Here is a 24,044-nt window from a genome sequence, read left to right as displayed (position 1 = left end):
CTTCTGATAGCTTGCGCACGATATTTGGATCCGCAATGTGCGCACGGGTCATACCTATGAGATCAACATGTCCTTCGCTCACAGCATAGCGTGCCGTTGCCATGTCATTGATACGCGCCGCATGAAAAACTGGCAAGCTGACATTACGCCGGAAATTCGTTACTGGGCGCAGTTGTGGTGCCAACCCCAGGGACATGCCCGGCATATAGCGAGCAAGTCCTACTTCGGTGTCAATACGACCATAAGTAAAGTTGAAGAAATCTATTAAACCTGAGCATTCGAGAATCTTGGCCATTGCAAGATACTCTTCATCAGGCATGGTGCCGCTGTCGCCTTCGCCCACTACCATGCGGACGCCAACAACAAACGACTGAGGAACCAGACGGCGGATCTCTTCCAACACCATGAGGCCGAACCGCGCACGGTTTTCAAGGCTGCCACCGAAGTCGTCTGTGCGCTGATTTGTGGTTGGAGACCAGAACTGCCCGATCAGGTGACCAGCGATGTGTAATTCACAGCCGTCCAGTCCCCCCTCATAGCAGCGACGCGCTGCTTGACCAAAATCGCTAACCACACGCACAATATCTTCGACCTGCATCTCCTTGGTAAACCCACGATGCAGAGGTTCTCGGAACCTGCTGGGCGAGATTGTAGGCAGCCAGTTGTCCCCACGCCATTGGCTGCGTCCACCTAAATGCGTTAGTTGGCACATGAGGGCTGCACCGTGCTTATGCACACGGCCCGCGAACTCTTGGAAGTAGGGAATGATGCGATCATCGCTTGCACTGAGCTGTCCGAAGGTGTTGGCGCTGTCGCGTGACACATTAGTTGAGCCGCCAAACATGGTAAGCCCAATCCCGCCTGCGGCCTTGGCTTCGTGGTAGCGTTGGTACCGTCCTGTGGGCATACCATCTTCGCCAAAGCCTATCGCATGCGAGGTGCTCATGATCCTATTGCGCAAAGTTAGGTGCGCCAGCTGAAAAGGCTGAAGAAGCGGATCCGTAATCGCAAGTCTGGTTGGGGTGCTCATGGCCGCAGTCCTTATTCTTGAAGTAGCTTGAACTAAGCCTGATCACATGCGGCGGCCTTGGCAAAGGAAATTTTGGTACTTCGGCCTGGAACTTTAGTATAGTTACCACATACTGGCTGTTCGAAGGAGTGACGCTTTGCAGATGTTTGATGCCGAAACCATTCACCGACTTCTACCTTATGAGGTACTAATTCCGGCGTTACAAAAGATGCACGAGGGTGAGATTCCAGACGGTGACGGAGTTTACACCAAGGACCCCAGCGGTGCGGACAACATGTTTGTGACGCTGCCAGGCTGGCTGAGTGGGCAACTAATAGTGGTTAAGATGGTCGGCGTCTTTCCCACCAATCGTGACCGTAATCCACCTCTGGGCTCAGTCCTTGGGGCCGTAGCGGCGTTCGATCCGAAAACCGGTGCGCCAATTCTGGTGGCCGATGGTGAGGCGATGACTTATCGGAAAACAGCTGCGATCTCTGGGCTTGGCACTGCACTTCTAGCTCCACCCACTCCGCGCGAGTTGCTTGTCGTGGGTGCGGGTGGACTAGGCCCACATGTAGCGATGGCGCATATAGCGGCGCGTCCATCAATTTCGCGTGTGCGGATCTGGAATCGCACTTGGTCCCGTGCCGAGGCTTTGGCAGCTCTGCTTTGTACTTTAGGCATCGACGCCACTGCAGCACCAGATCTTGATGCTGCAGTGGCTGAGGCTGATGTCATCAGTTGTGTTACCATGTCGCGCGCGCCGCTTGTTAAGGGAGCGTTGCTAAAACCTGGAGCACATCTCGACCTAGTAGGGTCGTACTTAACCGACATGCGTGAAACAGATGATGATGCGATGCGCCGTGGATCGGTCTACACGTGTTGCGACCGTGGCCGCGAAGAAGTGGGCGAACTGACTATACCAATAGCGTCCGGTGCGCTAAGATTGGATGACATCCAAGGCGATGCATTCGACATAGTGCAGGGGCGCCACTCAGGGCGGGTCTCTGCTACAGAGATAACCCTATTCAAGAATATTGGTGGTGCGCATCAGGACCTATTTACCGCAGCTATCCTAAAACAAGTTGCAGGGCTCTAGTCTTCTGAAATTAGAGGCTGGTTAATACGTATCCCTGACAAACAAAGTCTATATTTGTGCCACTCTCAGCCGCGACACCCTGTCTAATCTGGATACTGTCATATTAAACTCGGTTGAAGTGGGCAGGATGTATTTGTGGCGTCGGAAAATGACAGAACACTCTCCATTCCGCTATTTCAAAACAAGTCCAGAGATCATCCACCTTGCTGTCATGCGGTATGTTCAGTTCCCACTTTCGCTTCATTATAGTGAGGAACCGCTTTATGAACACGGGTGAGTAAGGCCCGCCTGTAAAACCATACAACCCAATTCGTTCAAGTATAAACCCAGCCTATTATTCTCAGCATCGACGCTCTGAACATTTTAAAATGCGGATCAGGGTTGAAGTTTCATAGCCAAACTACACGAATCAACAGACAAGAACAGTCACCAATAAATTCAGAACATTTTGTAAATCCAATTGGGGAGCCACTACTATTACTCAAAGATAAGTATCTATTTTATATATATTTATAAAGTTATATGGCGGTTTTGCAAGACGAATGAGAACTCGCATCAGATTGCTAGCGCAGCCTGAATCGATGCGCTCAATAATTGGCGCCACTCAGTAAGAGCGGCGGTTCGATTGAGCTTGAAATTGTCTCGTGAGTAGAAGTGGCGCTCCTGATTGAAATGGTTGTGGACTGAAGAGTGGACGGCAGCGAACTTTTGCAAACATCGCATCTGTCGGAAGCGGAGCATAGCGCGTTCTCGTCGTCGAAACGGCAAGTGAGAATTCTCCGCCCGATTATTTACCCAGCGACCCGTTTCCTGCCGATCCGCGTTGCCAACAACTTTCATTGCAGCGCCATAGGAACGTAGTTTGTCCGTCACAACTACTTCTGGCCCGCCTTAGCGCTTCATTGCTTTTCTGAAGCATTTCAATGCCGCTTTGCGGTCTCGGCGCTTGGTAACATAACTTTCCAGCACCTCACCTTCGTGATCAACGGCTCGCCAGAGGTAATGTGTCTCTCAATTGATCTTTACGAAGACCTCGTCCAAGTGCCATTGCCAGTTCGAATAAGATCGCATCCGACTGACCCGGTTTCTTCGTATCTCAGCAGCAAACATCGGACCAAATCTATTCCACCAAAACCGAACGGTTTCATGGCTGATCTCAATGCCTCGTTCGTGCAGAACGATCTTCCACGTTACGGAGTGAGAGCGGAAACCGAACATAAAGCATCACAGCCAAGCGGATGGTCTCAGGGCTTGTTTTAAAGTACCTGAATGGGGAGCACTTTGTCATACGGCGGGCCCACGAAACCACCCTGCACGGCTCAAGCTCGTTTTGGCTGACAGTACCACATCGTTTATTCCTACAGTCTCTATCCAACCCCAATTGAGCAATAAAAATTTGGGTCTGGCTATAGGTTGTCTCCAAACCTTATCATCATAAAACCGATTTCACTTGATATATTATTGGATGGTGCAATAGTTACACTACCAAAACGGTTAAAGGCAGCAGAGATGAAACATAGTGGTAGATGTTATTGCGGAGATATTCAGTTTGAATTTAAGGAGCCAATACATTCACAAATTTTATGTCACTGTAGAGAATGCCGTTATCTTTCAGGTGGCGAACCCAATGCCTCAATTGTGATTTCAGAAAACACGTTTACGATAACACGGGGCAAGCCAAAAAGCTTCGCAAGGAGTGATTTAAACGAGCCACGCATTAGATATTTTTGTGGCAATTGCGGGACCCACATCTGCGTTAAAAGTCCACCTCGACCTGGCATGTTGGTTTTAAAGATTGGTACGTTAGATGATCACTCATGGTTTCGTCCTCAGTCCGCAATTTATTGTGTGGACAGGCAGCCCTTTCATCAGATCCCTAAGGGTCTACCAAGTTTTGAAAAAATGCCCCTCGCAAAATAGGCCATCACTAGATACCAAGGTACACGCACTGCGAGATATAAGGGACCAAACAACCTGATTGTGACCTAAGAAAGCAGCTATTTCCATCTGGTGGGTGTGACATACAGCATAGTGTTCTCCAAACTTATCAGGACATCGCAATCTTGAATGTTTACTTGCAACTGCATGGATCGCCTTGCCAGCCCCCCCAATTCAACACAATTAGTTTCTGTAACATTCATAATACTTAGGTTCTTAAATCTTGCGGTGCCATTTTGAACTTTGTTCCACCATACTTCGGCAGATTTTCCGCCATAAGCATAGATGATGACGTTCTTGGCTTTGCCACAGGATTGCCGAATAAGTTTCTCGCTGGGCAACCCTAAGGAAATCCACAAATCTGTCTCACCATTCAAGTTCTTTTCCCAAAGGTCAGGTTCGTCATCGGTGGAAATACCTTTGGAAAACTCCAAGCGTTCGCTTGCGTGTAATGCAAAGACGAGCAAGCGGAGCATCATACGCACGTCGGTTTCTGAAGGATGCTTCGCCACCGTAAGCTTATGGGTTTCGTAATAATGGCGATCCATGTCAGACACGGAGAGTTCAGCTTTATAGATCGTGGATTTTTGCGCCATTTTGATCCCGCCCATGCATATTAGCACCTCCGTAACGGATCCTGTGTTTTTTTGATATAATAGAAATAGCTATCTTATTGAATGGTACTGTCAGACAAATGACAACTCGCATTAGACTGCTGGCGCAACCTAAATCTATGAGCTCAACAAGTGACGCTACTCGGCGAGAGCAGCGGCACGGTTCAGCTAAATAGCGAGTTTCTTGTCAGTCACGCACGCTACAAACCAACCCTGCCCGCTTCAACCAAGTTTAATCTAACGTTGACACAGCGGATATTGATCTTGACTTAGCTCAATCACGGGCAGACTGTTTTCTCAATGGAGGCGTAATCGCCTTTGGTTATGAGGTTTAATGACAAACAATATTCGCGCAATTCTTGTTTGCTTGCTCGCCTATCTTTGCTTTGATCTCATGAGCGTCCACGTTCGGCTTTTATCACAAAGATATTCTCCCCAAGAGCTATCAGTTTATCGGAATATTTTGGGTGTCTTGCCATCAATTTTTCTACTCATTTACAATCGTGAGTTAAGTTTTAATTTCCAAGACTACAAAATAAAACAATGGAAATTAGCTTTTGGACGCGGCCTATTAGTCGCTGTAGCCCAGCTATTATTTTACACTGCTTTGGTAGACCTAGAATTAGCTACAGTATCGGCCCTCGGCCAAACAAACGCAATTTTTATCGTTTTAATAGCCGTCCTATTTTATGGAGAAAAGGTTGGAGCATGGCGGTGGGGCGCGGTGATTATAGGATTTGGTGGAGCAATTTGGATCATGCAACCAGGATCTAATGTATTTACTTGGACAGCGGCTTTACCCGTCGGCGCAGCATTTTGCTATGCAGCCTCCATGGTCACACTTCGCAGTTTTGATAAATCAATTTCAAGTGGAATAATTTATTTTTACTCATCGATAGCCGCTGCATTTGGAGCGATTATTTTGGCTAGTGGAACGACTGATTTTAGCACAATCCAATCAAAAAGTGATTTATTTTTAATTTTTAGTATGTCTCTGTGCGGAGGTTTTGGTGTCGTTTTTTTGATGTATGCCTTTCGACAGGCGCCTGCATCTGTGCTCGCCCCGTTTAGCTACTTTGGGATTTTAACGGCATTCGGCTTGGGCTGGGTAATTTTCGATGAACTGCCACTAGATAAATTATTTCCAGGCGTGATTTTAATTATTTTTTCAGGACTAACAATTCTTTGGCGAGAAGAAAGAAACAAAGTTTAGAGTGCCGTTCAACGAACAAGAGCTTACTTTAAAACACAGGAGGCCCTGTCACCTTAAACCAACCTACCTCGTGCAGACACTGGAATCGTTTCTATAATGATATCACCGGTGCTGTCAGACGAATGAGAACTCGCATCGGATTGCTGGCGCAGCCTGAATCTATGCGCTCAATAATTGGCGCCACTCAGCGAGAGCAGCGGTTCGATTGAGCTTGAAATTGAGTCGTGAGTAGAGATGGCGTTACCAAACAACATTACCCCCGAATGAATTCACAACGCTAATACTAAAGGCCCAATGTCCGAGACGCGGGGCCTTATGATAAGGGCCCCCGGTCCATGGACCTGAGGTGAGCCTGGCGCGTTTCATCTGTTTGGATTGGGCGCAGTAACCCTGCTGACAGTCCACGGACCGCGGTCCCAGCAAAACCATCCAGCGCAAATTGAGATCAGACAACGCTGAAGGCAGGACATAGGTGCGCGCTCTATGGTCCGCTAGTGTCTAGGCTCAGTTTTAAGTGTTGGGCTAAAGCAGTCATTCATTAAAATTGCGGCGAAGGGCTTTTTGAGCCCACTTTGACCGATGCTGCAATTTGTTTTAACGGCTGCAAAGTGCAAATTGGTATAATTCTGCGCCCAAACTGCTAGCGTGATTTAAAACGCGGCAACGGGGTCGCCAAAGAGTGCCTCATCTGGCGTGATGCCCAGGCCTGGGCCCTTCGGAAGATCAATATGACCGCCTACAACCTCCAGGCCACTTTCACCGCAATAGTGGCCGTCGATATAGGGCGCTGCCAACCAAACACCTTCCAACAAGTCTGGGCGCACTGTTGCCCCTAAATGGGTGCAAGCCGCTGCAAGGATATCGCCACCCCATGCGTCGTCACATGAGTGCGGCAAATTCCGCGCCGCGCAAATGTCGCGCACCGTCGTCATCGGCTGCAACCCGCCCAGCCTGGTAAGTTTCAGCCCAAAGCCATCAACCAACCCTGAGCCAGCAGCGCTAATCACTGTGTTCACATCATAAGAACTCTCGTCGATGTAAAGTGGGTGGTGAAGCAATGGCCGCAGTTGGCGCAGTTCGTCATTTGTGCTGCATGGTTGCTCCAGAACGAACGGAATATCGGCGCATGAACGGCTGATGTACATGGCATCGCGGGTGCTCCAGCCTCTGTTGGCATCAATGGCAAGACGCATGCCACTGCCTTTGATGGCCTCCCAAACCTTGCGGATCACCTCAACGTCGACTTCTGGTGAATGTGCGCCGACCTTCAATTGCAGTCGCGGGTAGCCTTCTGCGCGTTTTGCAGCTGCTATCCGCCCAGCGTTGTCTGGCGTTTCGATCCCGATCGCGTAATACGAAGGAACGCGGTCCATCGCGGCCCCACCCAACAGATCTGCAACACGAAGTCCAAGGGATTTGCCCAACGCGTCAAAGACGGCAATGTCGATCGCAGCTTTCGCATAGTTATGGCCATGGAGCAGATGATCCATCTGTCGGTGCACGCTAAGCGGCAAGACCTCCGTACCGATCAATCCCGGAGCCATCTCCAATAGGGCTGCGCGCGCCCCTTTGGCGTGGGCTTCGGCATAAACCGGCCCCAGCGGGCATGTTTCGCCCCAGCCGACAACGCCAGTGTCTGTGACCAGTTTCACCAGCGTCGTGTCCAGCGAGAATATCTCACCATATGACATTGTGTATGGGCCATTTTTGACCGGTAAATCATATTGGTAGATATTCAGGTGAGCGATTTTCACGAAGATACCTCCGGCGGGATCAGGACCAGTTTTCCCGTATGCTTCTTTACCAGGAAATCCTCTTGCGCCTGCGCGATGTCACGCAACGGGTACGTTTTGGCAACAACAGGGCGAATTTCTCCGGCTTCGATATAGCTGATCAGATTGGCAAACACTTCATCTTCCTGAAAGGTGCAGCCCATGAGGGTGAGATCCTTGAGGTACAGCGTCCGCACGTCAATCTGCGCGATTGGCCCAGCAATGGCACCAGCGGTTGCGTACCGCCCACCGCGCCGCAAGACATCAAGAAAAGAGGGCCATTGTTCCCCGGCAACAAGATCAATCACCACATCAATCGAGCCCGTGCCCAATTCCGCCACCAGATCGACGTTCCGGTCGAGAACCTGATCTGCGCCCAAAGCTCTTACCTCTTCTGCCTTGGCCACTGACGACAGCGCGATGACCTCAGCTCCACGTCGCTTTGCGAGTTGCACAGCGGCTGAGCCAACTCCTCCTGACGCGCCTGAGATCAAGACCCGTTCCGCACCAACGCCTGCGCGATGCAACATGTTCTCTGCTGTTGAATAAGCGCAAGGGATCGAAGCAAGCTCTGCGTCGGTCCAATCGCAGTCGACACGGTGGGTTTCGCGGGCCGGTGCTACAACAAATTGAGCGAAGCCTCCGTCACATTCACTGCCAATCGTCCAACATTCATAGGGGCGAAAATCAACGTAAGTGCGCAACATATTACGGACCAAGACCCGTTCTCCGATACGCGCGTCGCTGACCCCGTCACCAACAGCCACGATATAACCGCAGACATCGGCACCTTGGATGCGCGGGAAGGTCAGCGGCGTGCCTGACCAGCTAGCGTCATCATCGTCCACACTGTCAAAGCCAGTTGCGCCACCGGTATCAGTGCCCTCGTTAACCGCCTTCGAATACCAACCAATACGAGTATTGATATCGGTGTTGTTGATACCTGCCGCAGCAATCTGGATCAGTAACTCACCAGGCTTTGGCTGCGGTATGAGCACATCAGTTCGGTAATCCAATTTTTCCAGGCCGCCGTGACCAGTCAATAAAACCGCATGCATTGTATCTGGTCGCATCAAATGTCTTCCAATCATAAAGCGAGGTAAGCTGGTTTGGTCCAACCATCATAGCAAGGGTGTAGTATTGCCATCATAAGTTACCGACGTCTCTGCAGAACTATTCGTCGCTTTCGCACCGAAGGCTTACATCCCGATCCTCTAATCCTAAAGCTTCTCGACAGAAGCGGCCATTGGAGCATTTGCAGCGAATTCACACTTTGTCCACATAGCAGCCGTTAGTGCTTGGATAGGGCAATGTCTGCTTCTTCAGTTAATGGCAGTAAACAAAACCCCCACCCAATGAATCTACAACGCTAATACTAAAGGCCCGTGGTCCGAGACGTGGGGCCCTATGATAGGGGGGCCCGGTCCGTGGTCCTGCGGGTGAACTGTAGCGATTAGGCACAGTAACCCCTGATTAACTCTGTTTTGATCTGATGTTTCATTGTGGGTAGCGTTGTGGGTAGATATTTGTTTTAATATTATAATTATATTAAATCAGATACTTAATTGGTATACATGGCGGACAGACAGGAAGCCAAATAGAAGTGGCCAAAGAAACTATACCTCTACTCAAAGAACAATTTGAGAATGTTATTTTTGATGAAGGCCGCTTTTGGGGTTATAATACAATCGCCTGGCAAGAGATCATTCCTATAGAAATTCGGCGAACCATTCACAAATTTGATGGCGCAAAAGTTAAAAAAGCAAAGCTGAAACTGAGCAAGGCATTTATCGACGGCGTCATTAACGAACTTTCAGTAATGCTCAACAGCAACAGATTTTTCGAAAATGCTGCCAAGGGCGTTAACATGCTGAATGGTTTTGTTAAAATTTCAGAAGACGGTATCGTTGAACTACTTCAACATCACGCTGACCTAAGGCAGAGGTTCTGCCTTCAATATAGCTATAGACCAAGAGTGACCGCAGCTCACTCAGGTCTCTTAGACACATTATTCACTGGGTGTTTTGGTGCAGAGTCCGAAGAGTATGGCTCTTTAATCTTACAAATGTATGGCGCTTCTATCTGTGGGGTTGGGACGCGGTTAAAAGAACCGAAAGCATTCATCCTTTATGGGCAATCTGCAGCGAATGGTAAATCCACCATTCAAGAGGTGCTGAGGCGTATACTTCCGCATGGTGTCATTTGTAGCATATCGCCAGGTGACATGGATAAAGAACAATATCTGGCCAAGTTAATCGGGGCGTCAGCAAATCTGTCTGATGAGTTATCAAACGCTGCAGCTATCTCATCGGACAAATTCAAAGCTGTAATTACGGGAGACCCTGTTACCGCAAAGATCATCTACAAAGAGCCAGTGGAGTTCAAACCCAGAGCTATGCATATTTTGTCGACTAATGTACTGCCAAGTTTTAAAGGCGGCATAGATGCGGGGATCGAGCGCCGACTGCTGGTGATACCCTTCAGTCGAACAATACCTGTTGAAGAGCGGATCTCAGACTTTGAAACAAAGTTAATGAAAGAGCAGGGAGACATTTTGATTTCAGAGGCCATCCGCGAAGCGGCAATAGTCTTTAAAAACGGCCACTACTCGGTTCCAGCCTCTTGCCAAGAGGCAACCACCCAGTGGATGAAAGAAGCGGACACCGTGAGAAACTGGCTAGAAGATGGTGGTTTAAGAAGAGCTGTACCAAAACGCGACGCAAAGCTTTTCAATGAAGTATATATCTACTTCAGAAAAGACATGGACGAGGTGGGTATCAAATATATCCCTGGATTACCAAGATTTAACTCTAAAATAAGAGAATTCATCGCCAATGATCCAAGTTGGGAAGAGGTTCGACATTCAGACGGGAAGAAAATTCAAAGGTCTAATCTAGTGACTCGAATGACTGGAAATTCGTAGACTTTTCCAATTTAGCATCACACTAGACAATTCAGATTATGAATGTTTGCGGAAAATCGAGTCACTACGATCACTAAATGAAATTGCGCCCCAATGAATTTGCGGCACCAACATTATAGGCCCATGGTCCACGGACCGCGGCCCAAGCTTAGTGGGTACCACCTTGCGGCATCCCTGCTCGCCCAAAAGAAAGGCCGCAGTAACCCCCAAGGCAATTGGTCCAATGCCAATGGTCTGCTATCATCGTATCAGAGTTCCCAATCTTTGCGCCAGTCCTTGGACAGATGACCGTGGTCCACGAACCAAGCCTCCAGCTCCTTCAATTCTCCGCGCATCTGACGCCCTTGCTCGGCAAAGCGCCTCGCTTCTGCGCGCTTCTCTTTGGTGAACTTGCCATGCTTGATTTTAGACTCTCTGAGTCGCGCAAGGCCGTCCTTGGTACGAGGCCCAGTGGAAGCCCCTCCATGGAGCTTACAGCGGCCCACAGGGAGTCTGGCGGGGCGCTGGCATGGCGTACCCCTGCGCGTCCGGGCTTCGCACCGAACTACCCTGCCAGTTCGGGCCGTAGAGCCATGGTTTGGGATTAGCTTTCATTGTGCTCAACTATCATCGGTTTATGGGGTTTTATTATACCCCATCTTGGATGGCTTTGCTAGGCATGCGTGTCTTGGTCCACGGACCGCAGCCCGAGAAAAACTATCCGGCGCTAATTGAGCCTGGGCAACACGATAGGCATGACGCAGCTGGCTACTCTATTGTCCGGGGCCCTTGGTTCTTGGTTCCCGGTCCACGGGCCTGGGCACGATGGTCCAGGAACCCCGGGCCAGGTTTCATGTAGCGGAATGGAGAAGGTTTTGTCATTAGAAGACGCTACAAATTAGCTCGTCCGATCTCAAGTAGTTTTGTCTGACACTGCCGTTGGGAGTGTTTTGTTATCCAAGCACATTACCAAGTCGACCTACCAATCTTAATTAGTTTTGTGTCACGGTCCGTTTTGGGATTATTGCACCGCGGTATTGAATCACTCGAGTCGCAAGGTCATGACCTATTTTCAAAGCCTGCTCTTGGCTTTTTCCACCAAAAAGGGCCCCCAAATAGCCACCATTGAAACTATCGCCAGCTGCTGTGGTATCCACTACTTTCGACGATGATAGATAGCTTGCATGCACATCAATGCCCAAAGATAACGGTCCATGCGCCCCACGTTTTAAGGCGCCGGACTTAGCCGTAGAGAAAAAGCGAAAGGCCACTTGATCTTCGGTTTCGTCAAACAGGCTCATTTCATCGTCTATTGACGGCAATAGAATATCAGCCCGCGCCCAAAAGGCCGATGTCATCTGCTGAGCAGATTCTAGACTTTCCCAAAGATGCGGCCTGTAGTTGCTATCAAAAATCAAACAAATTGAATATTTATCCAACCACGTAAGCAAAGAAAGCCGGACGGCATGAGGCAAAATTGCGATTGAAATTCCGGATAAATAGACTGCGTCATAGGCCTCCAAAATGGTGAAATCACCGTCTGAAAATAAATGCCGAGCTGCCGAGTTGCTGCGCCAATACGTGAAGTTACGCTCACCCTCTGGTGATGTGGTGATGGCATAAAGTCCAGGCGTTTCATCAACGATCCGTTTGATCTTCGAATTTCCAACACCGTGATTCGCTATAAAGGCAAAAATGCGGTCTGAAAACGTATCGTTTCCCAGGCAGGTGATATAATCCACCGACACTTGTGGCGCTGTGCGATGCAGATAGATTGCGGTGTTAAGTGTATCACCAGCCACGTTCATTTGTACATCATCGCCCATCATGGACAGTTCGATCATGGCCTCACCGACACAGGCAACCCGCTTCATTTTAGTTTCCATCTTCTAAATCACACAACCTCGAGCATCAATTTTTAATTGTGTGAGACTTCCGTTTTCATTTTCAATCCAAATATCATCGAACATGTTGGATACCACACATACATGGTTTGGAACGATCCTGATGCGCGCTCCAATGACCAGTTGGCTTTCTCCGGTAACCGCCAAGATGCCATGCTCTTCGCTAAGCCCAACTATTTTTATTTCTGGGTGACCAAGGACATGGCCATAATCGGAGAATCCCAATAGATCAGAGGTGAGTACTTTTGATCCAGCGTCAATGATCGCGCGGCTAGGGGTGGGCATGCTGACAACTGTGGCGAGCACATGGCCAGCACAGTCATTCCAGGTACAAGTCCCACGCTGGACCAGTGAACGGTCATTGTAGATGTAGGTTCCAATGCGGTATTCGGTAATGATGCCACTTGTAGTCGCAGTCCACATATCTGGTGAGCCACCTGATGAGATGGCCGGGCACGCTATTCCTTTTGCGTCCAAAAGCCGTTTTGTCTCGCGCATGAAATGGGCTGCATTCTTGGCGCCATTTGCCGCCGGATAGGTCATCAAGCCGCCGAAGATTAGGCTAGATGTGTGGGAAATTTTTTCAGCCAATTCCAATGCTGCCCTTGGGGTTTGCACTCCGCAACGCCCAGCTCCCGTGTCACATTCAACCAAAATGCTCAGCGGGCGCTGGGCCCCTTCAAAGGCCTGTCCCAATCCCTGGATTACTTCCGCGTTGTCCGCCACAACCGAAAGAGCTGAAAGACGGCTCGATAGGACACGCAGGCGGTCCAGTTTTTCAGCGCCAATAAGGTTAAAGGTGATCAAAATATCATCAATTCCGGTATCGACCATCGCTTCAGCTTCACTGATTTTTTGGCATGTGATGCCGATTGCGCCCGCCGCCACTTGAGCTTTGGCAAAACGGATGGACTTGTGGGTTTTGATATGAGGGCGGAGGGCAAGACCAACATCGTCGCAATGGCCTTGGAACGCTATTATATTGTGCAGCGCGACAGCTTCATTCACGATGAAAGCAGGAGTGTGGATCGAGTTTATGTTGTCATCCATGAGGGTTCTCCACACGAGGCCAGATGTCTCTAGTCAGATTTTTATAGACGTTTGTTTCGGGATTGTTGGGATAGGGACCGTCCACAGCAACATATAGGATATCTTGCGAAATTCGAGAGAATGCATCTTGAAAATGGTTCGTCGACTTAACGATGAGAGTTTTCTTTCGCTTAGGATCAATTCCAAAATTGGAAAAAACGTCAGGGTTGAACACCTGACTCCGTACCGAGTTCAATATGACGTCGATCCCACCTACCTCAATCCATACTGCGTCACCTAATGGGACAACACTTTGCCCAAAGCTCTGGACTGCATCGCGCATAGCTCGTCGGACGATGACCTGCGCGTCCAGTGGCTCACCAGCATACTCCGACATTTTGGCACCAAACCGCAGTCGAAACGCAGCACCCTCTCCAGCGGAAAAACAAGTGCGGACAGCAATTGGATCCCAGATCGTAGCAAAAGCAGCGTTCTTAATTCTGCGACGCAACATTTCGCGCAAAAATATCGTGGAATCGCCCGGGACGCCACCACCGGGATTGTCCCACACATCAGCGACAACCACAGGCATTGCTCTGGTAGCCTCAGCTTTATCAAAAGCAGCTTGTAACGTTAAAAATTCGGGCCGCGTCTTACCACGCATTGAGAACAATTCGGCCCCTAGCTCTGCGGCAAGTCGGTCACCACCGCTTCGGTCATTGTCTGTGACTACCACGATCCGCGATCCAAGATCAGGTACATCACCAGCCATAAATCCGTGAATGACTGAGATGGTTAGAACTGAACCCTGCCCTTCAAGTGCTTTAATCTTGTCTACAAACCCGCGCATCGGTTCTCGGCTAGTTGGAAAAATTTCGATCATTTTACAATCAAAGCTACTGATCACAGGACTTACATCACCCAGTGATGCGCGCTGCACCAAGGTCACCAAGCTCTCAGCCACTTCAACGAAGTCGGTATGCGGGAATTCTTTAAATACCGTAATCAAATTTGCATTTTCCATCCGGCGTTCGGAAAGATGACTGTGCGGATCAAAGGTCGCACCAATAATCGCCGATGTGCCAACAATCTCACGCACTGCGGCGAGTAATTCCCCCTCACAGTCCAGACAGCCTTGCGAAACCATGGCACCATGCAGGCCAAGAAGTACGATATCAACAGGCATTGCTGCTCTGAGTTCGGCCAATAGCTGATCACGTAGAAATTCCCACGTGTGCTGATTTACAATCCCACCGGGCTCTGCCCAAGACGCGGTTCCCTCAACAATTTGCCAGTTAAATTCGGCTGCTCGAGCGCGGGCTACCGGATAGACGGCACTACACAAAGTCGGCGTCTTCGGGTGTCCTCCTGGGGGGGCATAGAAGCTTTCCTTAAAATCCTGAATATCTGTCCTCAGCGGCGAAAACGTGTTAGTCTCTGTCGCAATTGACCCTAGGAAAACACGCTTGGAACTTTGCATCACGCAACCTCCTTTCCGATTTTGACCCTCGGGATAGACTCGAGAAGTTTACGAGTATATTCGTGCTGGGGAGCCTCAAATATCTGGCGTTTCCGGCCAATTTCCACGATTTTTCCCTCATGCATGACCGCTACCTGATCGCTGATGTGGCGCACAACACCCAGATCATGACTGATGAACAGCATCGATACACCACTATCCTGTTGCAGTTTTTTGAGAAGGTTCAGAACCTGCGCCTGAATAGACACGTCCAACGCCGATACGGCCTCATCGGCGATCACCAGTTTGGGTTTCAGGATCATAACACGTGCAATCCCGATGCGTTGGCGCTGGCCGCCCGAAAACTCATGCGGATGGCGTTTCATAACCAGTGGGTCCATTCCAACAGTTTCCAGCATCACCGCTATTTTGGCGCGCGCCTCGTCCCAAGTCTTGCATAACCCGTGGATAAAAAGCGGCTCTCCTAAAGTCTGTTCAATCTTGAGGCGCGGGTTGAGGGAGGCAAAAGGGTCTTGAAATATCATTTGAATTTCGCGTCGTAAGGGACGGAATTCAATGGGTGACATCACTAAAAAATCTTGGCCTTCAAACAACGCCCGCCCAGATGTAGCTTGATCCAGATGGGTAAGTGTACGCCCCACTGTGGATTTTCCACACCCAGATTCACCAACAAGGCTAAGCACTTCCCCTGGAGCAATGTCGAAAGAAACCCCATCAACAGCCTTAATCAACTGCTTCTCGCCAAACATCCATGAAGCTTTGATGCGAAAATGTGTCTTAAGGTCAATTACACGAAGTAAAGGTTCAGTCATGGTGCGACCTTTCCAGAAAAATGGCACCGGACAGAATGGCCAGGTTTGTACTCAATCTCTTGAGGCACGGTGGTGGCGCATAACTTTGTCACCAAAGCACAACGCGGGTGGAACGCACAGCCGGTTAACTCTTCTTCCAATGTCGGCACTCGGCCGGGTATCGCCTCAAGCCAATCAACATCGCTATCTACCACCGGAATTGAGTTCAACAATCCGCGCGTATAAGGATGGGCCAATTCTGTGAACAGATTTTCTGTTGCAGCGGCCTCGACCACGCGGCCGCGATACATAACCGCGACCTTATCGCAGGTCTCCGAAATCACCCCTAGATCATGGCTGATCAGAACGATAGCTGTCCCCATACGGGTCTGAAGGTCCGCCATCAAATCGAGAACTTCTTTCTGCACTGTCACATCCAACGCAGTCGTGGGCTCGTCTGCGATCAGCAGTTTAGGATCACAAGATAAAGCCATTGCGATCATGACTCTCTGACGTTGTCCACCAGACATTTGATGGGGAAAACTGTCTACACGTTCAGACGGGTTTGGGATCCGCACAAGGCTCAGCAATTCAACCGCGCGGTCGCGCGCCTGTGCATTGGTCATTTTTTGATGCTGGCGAATGTTTTCGATGATTTGGTCACCAATGCGGTAGACAGGGTTGAGACTCGTCATCGGTTCTTGGAAAATCATCGCCATCCGGTTGCCCATGATGCTGCGCCGTTCACCGTCAGAAAGCGTCAACAAATCCATACCATCAAAGCGGATATTCCCGCCAGTGATCCGCACGGTGGTGCCCCCCAAAAGTCCCATAATCGCCAGCGCAGTAAGACTTTTGCCACAACCACTTTCACCAACGATGCCCAGAGTTTCATTGTCATCAACGTCAAAGGACACGCCTTGAACAACTGGCAAAAGCTTGCCCTTTGTCCTGACGGCTATCTCAAGATCTTGAACCTCCAGCAATGCCATGTGATCAGACCCCCGCAATATCGTCTTTAAAGCGCGGATCGATGCTGTCACGCAGCGCGTCCCCCACTAGGTTCATAGAAAAAACTGACAACACAATCAGCATGCCGGGATAGATCAGAAGCCATGGGGCGCGGGTGACATAGATGCGTTCTTCGGACAGCATATTGCCCCAACTTGGCACTTCGGGTGGCAGGCCAAGACCGAGAAAATCAAGTGCAGCGGCCTGTAACTGCGCAAAGGCAAATATGAAGCTGGCTTGCACCAGCAAAGGTGAGACGAGATTCGGCAGAATGTGACGAAAGAGAATGGAAAAGTGTCCAGCGCCAGAGCAGACAGCAGCATCAACGAACACTTCGCCCCTCAATTTCAATGTCATACCATATAGGATCCGGGCGGTGGTGGTGGCGTAGACAATACCGATCACAAGGATCGTGTTGAATACACTTCGCTCCAGCAGCGTGATCAAGGCAAGCGCCATCAGTAAAGCGGGGAAAGCCATCAGGACATCCACACAGCGCATAAGAAAATGGCCCAATCGGGTAAAATAGGCTGAGATCATACCAATCAAGCCACCTGCTAAAAGAGCAACAGCGACGCTGCCCGTCCCAATGATCACCGTCATGCGGGCGCCATATACCGCGCGCGAGAACGTATCACGGCCAAAGTGGTCTGTGCCAAAGAGATTTGGCCATCCCGGTTCTGCCAATCGGCCCACCGGGTCAATCTCAAGCGGATCAAAGGGAGCAATGAGCGGTGCCGCCAATGCCGCTACTGTAATCATGACGAGCCAGAGAAAACCTAATGTGGCAAGCCTGCGGCCGGCAAATGCAGTTTGGAAGAAAATCAAAGTGTTCATTTTAGAGATACCCTTGGATCTAACCGCGCATAGGCGAGGTCCACGGCCAAGTTGACAACCATGTATAGAACAACAATCACAAGGATGACTCCTTGTATGACCGGATAATCCCGGCGCAAGATAGATTGAACGACAAGTCGTCCAATTCCAGGGAGCGAGAACACAGTTTCAGTCACAACCGCCTCAGATATCAGGGCAGCAAAAGTAAATCCGAACGCTGCAGCAACAGCGATCAAAGCATTGCGGAATATGTGCTTGATGGCTACCCGCGTCGGATGCAGCCCTTTCGCCCGGGCGGTGCGGACATGATCCTCGCGCGAGACATCCAGCATAGAGGCGCGGACCAACCGAACAATCAAAGCTGCGTTTGGCGCGGCTAAGGTCAGGCTTGGAAGCAGCAGATAGCGTAAGTTTGTTATACCGCCGTGATCCGACAGCGACGGAAAGCCAGAACTCGGGAACCATCCCAGTGTCACAGAAAAGATCATGATCAGGTAAAGGCCAAGCCAGAAGGTCGGGATGGACGCAGCCAACATCGCCCCGCTTGAAGTAATCTGATCAATCCAGGTTCCTTGTTTGGTAGCAGATAAAATGCCAATTGGTAAGCCAATGAGGATGATCCAAATCATTGTCATACTTGCGAGCAAGATCGACGTCTCAGCCCCACTGCCGATGACCGATAAGACCGGTTGGCGAAAGAAAATTGAAGTGCCGAGATCGCCTTGCAAGACATTACCCAGCCAAATAAAATATTGGACATAGAGGGGACGGTCAAAGCCCATTTCAGCAGAAAGTTGTGCCACCTCTTCAGGCGTCGCCGTGTCGCCCAACAGGATTGCAGCAGGATCCCCAGGGATTAGGTGCACAAAAAGAAACACCAAAATAGATGCTGCCAGAAGCGTTGGGATAAGAGTCAAAAGGCGTTTTGCAGTATACGCTAGCATATTAACCTCAATTGACTGGAATGGGTGAGTTAGCCCCCCGCTTTAAGTTTAGCAGGGGGCTGGGAAGAACCTTACTTGGAAACGTTCCAGAAGCTTGGCCAAATCAAAGTCTGTTTGCCAAGGCCTTTCAGTTTTGGAGAGGCAATGTTGTAGGTATAAACGTCGCCGGTCTTCATTGTTGGCACCTGCTCGTAGATCAAGGCCTGAAGCTCCGCCCAAATTTTCTGACGCTCACTCGGGTCTGAGGACGCTGTGAAACGATCTTTCAAAGCTTTCTTTTCAGGAGTTGCCCACCAACCGGGGTAATTGTCGTTCATCACAGAGATCAAGATTGGATCCGGCACAAAACCATGGTGTGTAAAGAACAAATCCCACTGGTCAGGCTGCGCGCGCTTTTCGATCAGTGTCGCCCAGTCATAGACTTGAAGGTCAATATTGAACCCCGCCTGCGCCAACTGCTTAGTATAAACGATCGCACTGTCATAATGGAACGGATAGTTGGTCGAGACCATGAACTTGATCGGTTGACCGTCGTAGCCGGCCTCTGCCGCCATAGCTTTTGCCGCTTCTGCGTCTCCACGACTATAGTTTTCGGTGCCTGCTTTAGTAGCCCAAACACTGCCCTCTGGAGCAAAAGAGCCATTGGCGCGCCACAGACCTTCAGGCCCAATAGCAACTTGCAAGGCGGGTGTTTTGTCGATGGCCGTCTGAATGGCGCGACGCAGCGCAAAGTTTTCTTTCAATGGACCATCGCTGGAGTTTAGAAAGACCAAACCAAAAATTGGCCCGCCATTAAGCATGGTTTTCACGCCCGTATCTGCATCCAAATCTGCAAACAAATCACCCGGAATGCTTTCGGCATAGTCGTAGTCTCCAGCGCGAACCCCGGCGACCCGAGTACCCACATCAGACACTGGGATAAAACGGAGTGTATCAAAATTAGTCGCTCGTTCACCGCCGTATCCGTCGGCCGCTCCCTCGGGCGAAATGTAACCGTCAAAGCGCACCAACTCTACATAGCGATTGGCCTCCCATTCGTTGAACTTGTATGGACCTGTCCCAATGTACTGATCAGGAGAGATTGGTTCCTTTGTAGCGCCTTCCATAACGCTAGCTGGATAGATCGCGGGACCACCGTTTATAAAGGCCATTAGATTTTTCCAAGGGCCGAAGGGCTCTTTAAGATTTATGGTGATCTCATAATCTCCACTCGCCTCAACACTGTCGACGTGATCAAAAATCAGGCTGCCACGTGAGCCAAATTCGCCCCAACGCTGAAGTGATGCCAGGACGTCGGCAGATGTCATAGCCTGACCATTATGAAACTTAACACCCTCGCGCAGCGCAATTACAATTGTTTTGCCATCTGCGGACACAGTTTCGCCAGATGCTAGCAGCGGTACTGGCGCATTGGACGCATTAAAGGTGTACAAACCTTCAAACATATGATGCGCAATGGTGGTTGCCAGATCAGAGGTAACAACCTGTTGATCAAGGCTGGGAGGTTCGCCCACGGTAGCATAGCGCAACATGCCATCGGCATATGCCCCGCTTGTCAGGGTCATCAAAGCCCCCACTGCCAGCGCAGATTTCATCCAAATTTTCAGTTTCATCTCAATCTCCTTCGTTATGATGTTTCAAGTTAATTTTATTTAGATGTAAATATCTTACAATTTAGCCAATAATAGTCAAATATTATTTGGAAAAGTCAGCTAAACCGAGTATAAAATGTAAATAACTTACATAAAGGTTACCAATATGCAAACTACTCCACAAAAAATCATCCGCTTTGACGGCGCAGACGCTGCTGCTGGCGGCACGCCGCGCCCCTTTTCTAAAGCCGTGCGTGCGGGGGATTTTATCTATGTATCCGGGCAAGTCCCGACAGTTGACGGCGAAGTTGTCACAGGGGGGATCATCGCACAGTCAGAAGCTGTTATAGCCAATATCATCGCCGTTCTAAAACTTGCAGATTGCAGCTTGGCGCATGTGGTACAAGTCGGCGTTTGGCTGGACGATCCACGGGATTTCACCAGTTTCAATTCGGTCTTTGCTAAATATTTCGCCGCACATCCACCCGCGCGGGCCACAGTGCAAAGTGCGCTAATGGTAGACGCCAAGGTTGAAATGGATGTAGTGGCATATAAGCCCGTATGAGAGGCACACCAAGACAATGCTCGAAGTTATCGATCTCATCTCGCATGTGCGCACTCTGAACGGAGCTTTCCCCAAGCGCGAGCAACTGGTTGCTGATTTTGTGCTGGCAAACCTTGAGGGAATCTCTTTTCTTTCGCAGCACGAGATTGCAGCGGCAACCGAGGTTTCTGTCGCGACAGTGAATCGATTCTGTACAACAATCGGCTGCGAAGGGTTCCGCGACTTTCAAATCAGACTTGCGCAAAACGTGGCGGTCAGTTTGCAATACCTTGGGGGGGCAAGCGGAGATCAATCTGAAACCGGGCAATTGGTAACACAGGTGTTCAGTACATTGGTCGACACTCTGACGCTGGTTCGTGGGCAACTGGATAGTGAGGCGATTGAACAAGCAACAGACAAACTTGCCGATGCCCGCCGCATAGCCTTTCTTGGTGTTGGCGGGGGCTCTGCCAATGTTGCTCGTGAGGGGGCCAACAGGTTTTTTCGGCTTGGTATTCCCGCAGAGGCGCATGCCGACGGTTATCTCCAGCGCATGCTATCCTCGACCCTGATCGAAGGTGATGTGCTGGTCGCAATTTCATCAAGTGGTCAACCTGCTGAACTTTTGGATAGCATTGCAATCGCCAAACAATATGGCGCAACTACGATCAGCTTAACCAAAACCGGCTCAGACCTTGCACTGCTAACGGACATTTCAATCCAAATCGATATTCCTGAAGATCAAGACATTTACAAACCCTCAGCCTCGCGTCTTGTCTACATTGCGATTGTCGATGTCCTGGCCGCCGGTGCTGCGAGAAAGCGGCCAGAACGAGTCAAAGAGAACCTGCGGCGCATCCGAACATCGCTGTTGCCATTGACCAAAGACCCCGGACCTAAACCAATCGGAGATTGATTTGTGCGGCCCTATTATTGAGAACTCGCATCTAATTGCTGGCGCAGCCTAAATCTATGCGCTCAATAGTTGGCGCCACTCAGTAAGAGCGGCGGTTCGATTGAGCTTGAAATTGTCTCGTGAGCAGAAGTGGCGTTCCTGATTGAAATGGTTGTGGACTGAAGAGTGGACTGCAGCGAACTTCTGCAGACATCGGACCAAATCTGTTCCACCAAAACCGAACTGTTTCATGGCTGATCTCAATGCCTCGTTCGTGCAGAAGATCTTCCACGTTACGGAGTGAGAGCGGAAAACGAACATACAGCATCACAGCCAAGCGGATGATCTCGGGGCTCGTTTTAAAGTACCTGAATGGGGAGTGTTTTGTCATACGGCGAGGCTACGGAACCGCCCTGCACGGCTCAAGTTAGTTTTGTCTGATAATGCCCAACAACCTAGTAGGGCGACACTCTCGGTTCGAGAACGACCTTGTCGGGCAGTATGGAGCCATGGACTGGGAAGAGGCGCTACCAAGACTGATCAAAACCTGGTATATGCAGAGCATAGGTAGATGACCGAAAGTGGGAAGCAGTCTTTAGATTTTGGATCCTGAACGGCTGGTTGGTCCGCATCTTACCAGTTAATGTAAGGTTATGAGAAGGTTGCCTAATTTCAATATTTACAATTGTCCGAAAATTTGGCCACATTCGCGTACTTGTACACGCTTGTGTGTATTTTTTTGAAAGCTACCCCCATGTCTCTCTCTGCCCGCCTCCAACCACATCACCGCGTCTTCGCGGTCTTCGCGATTTATGCGTTTGGCCTGGGTCAAATCTTCCCGCGCCTTCCAGATATCAAATTCGCAATGGGAATCGAAGAAGGCGCTTTGGGTCTGGCGCTGATGGGGATTTCGGTCGGAACGATCACAGCGCTCACGCTCAGCACGGCGCTTGTGACTAAGATTGGCCATCGGATTGCAATGCTCGCACTTGTTCCAGCAATGGCGCTGTTCTTCGCAATTGCCTCTTTCGCAAATGACCCCTTGGCCTTTTTCTTTCTTTTGGTTCCAGCGGGCCTGTGTATTGGAGCGGTTGAAATTATCATCAACGTTGAAGCCGACAGGGTCGAAGCAGGCATGGACCGCCGCATCATGGGTCGCGCACACGCATTCTGGAGCCTTGGGTTCTTCGGGGCGGCTGCCTACAGCGCAATCATGGTCAAATTCGGGATCACACCTCAGACCCAGCTGATGGCAAGCATTCCGATTTGCATCCTTCTGACGTGGCTATGCCTGCAGGCCTTTCAACCGGCCACCATCCGCGCCACCGATAGTCACGACAAACCACCGATCGTTGCAAAGCCAACATTCGCGATTATGGTCCTTGTTGGGGTGACACTGTCATCAATGCTGCTCGAAGGAGCCTCTATCGATTGGACAGCGATCTACATGGACAGTGTCTTTGTAGCGATTCCAGAGATGGGTGCTATCGGCGTCGCAACCGCAGCCCTGTCGCAAGGCATGGTGCGATATTTTGGAGACCGGTTTGTCGATCACTTCGCACCAACCCGTGTCGCCCGTGGGATGCAAACGGTCATGGCACTGGGCGTTATCACCGTCTTTTTTGCGCCTGACCCCTTGGTCGCTTTAATTGGGTTCGCCCTGATCGGGGCAGGCAACGCGATGATGTTCCCGCTTGCCATGTCTGCAGCGGCGCAACGGACCGACCGGCCCGCAGCCATCAACGTCGCGGCTTTGGCGCAATTCAGCTTTGTGACTTTTCTGCTGGCGCCGCCCCTTCTTGGGTTCATTGCAGAACACTTCGGTCTGCGCTGGACCTTCGGGATCGGGCTGCCGCTGATCGTGCTCAGCTTTGCTCTGTCCGGGGCGCTTGGGTCAAAGTCAACCAAAGGTACGACAAAAGCCGCATCGGTTCCGTCAGACAAATGAGAGCTCGCATCGGATTGCTGGCGGAGGTGCTGTCAAACAACTAGTAACTCGCATCGGATTGCTGGCGCAGCCTGAATCTATGCGCTCAATAATTGGCGCCACTCAGCGAGAGCAGCAGCACGGTTTAGCTTGAAATTGGTGCGTGAATAGAGATGGCGTTACCAAACAAAATTACCCCCAATGAATTTACGCTCCCAATACTAAAGGCCCGTGGTCCGAGACGCGGGGCCCTAAAATGCGGGTCCCCGTTCCTAGGTCCTGCGGCTCAATTGTAGCGATTGGGTACAGTAACCCCTGATACACTCTGTTTTGATCTGATGTTTCATTGTGGGTAGCGTTGTGGGTAGAGATATAAATTAATATTATAATTACATTAAATCAGATTAATTAATGCCTATATTTGGCGGACAGACAGGGATTCGAACCCTGGAGACGGTCTCCCGCCTACACACTTTCCAGGCGTGCGCCTTCGACCACTCGGCCACCTGTCCGTTGTGCGTGGTCTATGAGACTGGCGCACGG

General features: G+C 50.2%; 18 protein-coding genes, 1 tRNA gene and 3 pseudogenes. 6 read left to right on the top strand and 16 right to left on the bottom strand.

From position 1 onward, the window contains the following. Window positions 1-1,030, bottom strand: a pseudogene (locus ABLW18_RS05380) (N-methylproline demethylase); the annotation flags it as partial. 142 nt (window positions 1,031-1,172) lie between these two features. Here ABLW18_RS05380 and ABLW18_RS05375 point away from each other — a divergent pair. Then, a complete protein-coding gene (locus ABLW18_RS05375) occupies window positions 1,173-2,108 on the top strand; it encodes an ornithine cyclodeaminase (RefSeq protein ID WP_347823810.1) in 936 nt (311 codons plus the stop codon). A gap of 555 nt (window positions 2,109-2,663) precedes the next feature. Here ABLW18_RS05375 and ABLW18_RS05370 read toward each other — a convergent pair. Both ABLW18_RS05370 and ABLW18_RS05365 read right to left on the bottom strand, forming a co-directional pair. After that, window positions 2,664-3,396 (bottom strand): annotated as a pseudogene (locus tag ABLW18_RS05370) (IS6 family transposase). A 709-nt stretch (window positions 3,397-4,105) separates the two neighbouring features. Then, window positions 4,106-4,642 (bottom strand): YaeQ family protein, encoded by a 537-nt coding sequence (locus ABLW18_RS05365; protein ID WP_347823809.1) that lies wholly within the window; start codon window positions 4,640-4,642, stop codon window positions 4,106-4,108. Between the two features lie 352 nt (window positions 4,643-4,994). Here ABLW18_RS05365 and ABLW18_RS05360 point away from each other — a divergent pair, with 352 nt between their 5' ends. Continuing rightward, complete coding sequence (locus ABLW18_RS05360) at window positions 4,995-5,873, top strand: DMT family transporter (protein WP_347823808.1); 879 nt, start codon at window positions 4,995-4,997, stop codon at window positions 5,871-5,873. Window positions 5,874-6,523: 650 nt separating this feature from the next. Here ABLW18_RS05360 and ABLW18_RS05355 read toward each other — a convergent pair. Then, window positions 6,524-7,627, bottom strand: coding sequence for a mandelate racemase/muconate lactonizing enzyme family protein (locus ABLW18_RS05355; RefSeq protein WP_271509789.1), 1,104 nt, complete (start codon window positions 7,625-7,627; stop codon window positions 6,524-6,526). Continuing rightward, entirely contained in the window at window positions 7,624-8,718 is a 1,095-nt protein-coding gene (locus tag ABLW18_RS05350; RefSeq protein ID WP_271509792.1) for an alcohol dehydrogenase family protein, read from the bottom strand. Before ABLW18_RS05350 ends, ABLW18_RS05355 begins: the two co-directional genes overlap by 4 nt. 530 nt (window positions 8,719-9,248) lie before the next feature. On the opposite strand from ABLW18_RS05350, the gene ABLW18_RS05345 reads away from it, so the two are divergent. Beyond that, a complete protein-coding gene (locus ABLW18_RS05345) occupies window positions 9,249-10,568 on the top strand; it encodes a phage/plasmid primase, P4 family (protein WP_347823807.1) in 1,320 nt (439 codons plus the stop codon). 248 nt (window positions 10,569-10,816) lie between these two features. Here the strand turns inward: ABLW18_RS05345 and ABLW18_RS05340 are convergent, their stop codons facing one another. The 9 genes from ABLW18_RS05340 to ABLW18_RS05300 all read right to left on the bottom strand — a co-directional run bounded on the left by ABLW18_RS05340 (window position 10,817) and on the right by ABLW18_RS05300 (window position 20,156). After that, window positions 10,817-11,152, bottom strand: coding sequence for an HGGxSTG domain-containing protein (locus tag ABLW18_RS05340; protein WP_347823827.1), 336 nt, complete (start codon window positions 11,150-11,152; stop codon window positions 10,817-10,819). A gap of 387 nt (window positions 11,153-11,539) precedes the next feature. Then, window positions 11,540-12,421: a sugar kinase gene (locus ABLW18_RS05335; RefSeq protein WP_347823806.1), complete on the bottom strand. Its 882-nt coding sequence runs from the start codon at window positions 12,419-12,421 to the stop codon at window positions 11,540-11,542. A gap of 15 nt (window positions 12,422-12,436) precedes the next feature. Next, window positions 12,437-13,501 (bottom strand): alanine racemase, encoded by a 1,065-nt coding sequence (locus tag ABLW18_RS05330; protein ID WP_347823805.1) that lies wholly within the window; start codon window positions 13,499-13,501, stop codon window positions 12,437-12,439. Beyond that, the gene (locus ABLW18_RS05325) at window positions 13,494-14,960 is read right to left on the bottom strand and encodes a M81 family metallopeptidase (RefSeq protein WP_347823804.1); all 1,467 of its coding nucleotides are present in this window, start codon (window positions 14,958-14,960) and stop codon (window positions 13,494-13,496) included. The genes ABLW18_RS05330 and ABLW18_RS05325 overlap by 8 nt, the downstream gene beginning before the upstream one ends. Then, window positions 14,960-15,772, bottom strand: a complete 813-nt coding sequence (locus tag ABLW18_RS05320; RefSeq protein WP_347823803.1) for an ATP-binding cassette domain-containing protein — start codon at window positions 15,770-15,772, stop codon at window positions 14,960-14,962. The genes ABLW18_RS05325 and ABLW18_RS05320 overlap by 1 nt, the downstream gene beginning before the upstream one ends. Further along, window positions 15,769-16,743 carry an ABC transporter ATP-binding protein gene (locus ABLW18_RS05315; RefSeq protein WP_347823802.1) on the bottom strand — a complete coding sequence of 325 codons (975 nt, stop codon included), beginning with the start codon at window positions 16,741-16,743 and terminating at the stop codon, window positions 15,769-15,771. Before ABLW18_RS05315 ends, ABLW18_RS05320 begins: the two co-directional genes overlap by 4 nt. A gap of 4 nt (window positions 16,744-16,747) precedes the next feature. Next, window positions 16,748-17,599, bottom strand: coding sequence for an ABC transporter permease (locus ABLW18_RS05310; RefSeq protein ID WP_347823801.1), 852 nt, complete (start codon window positions 17,597-17,599; stop codon window positions 16,748-16,750). Beyond that, the gene (locus tag ABLW18_RS05305) at window positions 17,596-18,543 is read right to left on the bottom strand and encodes an ABC transporter permease (protein WP_347823800.1); all 948 of its coding nucleotides are present in this window, start codon (window positions 18,541-18,543) and stop codon (window positions 17,596-17,598) included. The genes ABLW18_RS05310 and ABLW18_RS05305 overlap by 4 nt, the downstream gene beginning before the upstream one ends. Before the next feature lie 71 nt (window positions 18,544-18,614). After that, window positions 18,615-20,156 carry an ABC transporter substrate-binding protein gene (locus tag ABLW18_RS05300; RefSeq protein ID WP_347823799.1) on the bottom strand — a complete coding sequence of 514 codons (1,542 nt, stop codon included), beginning with the start codon at window positions 20,154-20,156 and terminating at the stop codon, window positions 18,615-18,617. A gap of 145 nt (window positions 20,157-20,301) precedes the next feature. Here ABLW18_RS05300 and ABLW18_RS05295 point away from each other — a divergent pair, with 145 nt between their 5' ends. Together ABLW18_RS05295 and ABLW18_RS05290 are read left to right on the top strand one after the other, a co-directional pair. Further along, window positions 20,302-20,700: a Rid family hydrolase gene (locus ABLW18_RS05295; protein ID WP_347823798.1), complete on the top strand. Its 399-nt coding sequence runs from the start codon at window positions 20,302-20,304 to the stop codon at window positions 20,698-20,700. 16 nt (window positions 20,701-20,716) lie between these two features. Then, window positions 20,717-21,595 carry a MurR/RpiR family transcriptional regulator gene (locus ABLW18_RS05290; RefSeq protein ID WP_347823797.1) on the top strand — a complete coding sequence of 293 codons (879 nt, stop codon included), beginning with the start codon at window positions 20,717-20,719 and terminating at the stop codon, window positions 21,593-21,595. 196 nt (window positions 21,596-21,791) lie between these two features. Here ABLW18_RS05290 and ABLW18_RS05285 read toward each other — a convergent pair. Beyond that, a pseudogene (locus ABLW18_RS05285) lies at window positions 21,792-21,965 on the bottom strand (IS6 family transposase); the annotation flags it as partial. A gap of 363 nt (window positions 21,966-22,328) precedes the next feature. On the opposite strand from ABLW18_RS05285, the gene ABLW18_RS05280 reads away from it, so the two are divergent. Next, on the top strand, window positions 22,329-23,522 hold the full coding sequence (locus ABLW18_RS05280; protein WP_347823796.1) for an MFS transporter: 1,194 nt from the start codon (window positions 22,329-22,331) through the stop codon (window positions 23,520-23,522). Between the two features lie 401 nt (window positions 23,523-23,923). Here ABLW18_RS05280 and ABLW18_RS05275 read toward each other — a convergent pair. Beyond that, window positions 23,924-24,013: transfer RNA gene (locus tag ABLW18_RS05275), tRNA-Ser, on the bottom strand. Window positions 24,014-24,044 lie beyond the last annotated feature (31 nt).

This window comes from uncultured Planktomarina sp. (assembly GCA_943788425.1).
In the GTDB taxonomy this organism is placed as follows: Bacteria; Pseudomonadota; Alphaproteobacteria; order Rhodobacterales; family Rhodobacteraceae; genus Planktomarina.
The sequence above is the reverse complement of the archived record's forward strand: the minus strand, read 5'-3'. Positions and strand labels throughout refer to the sequence as shown.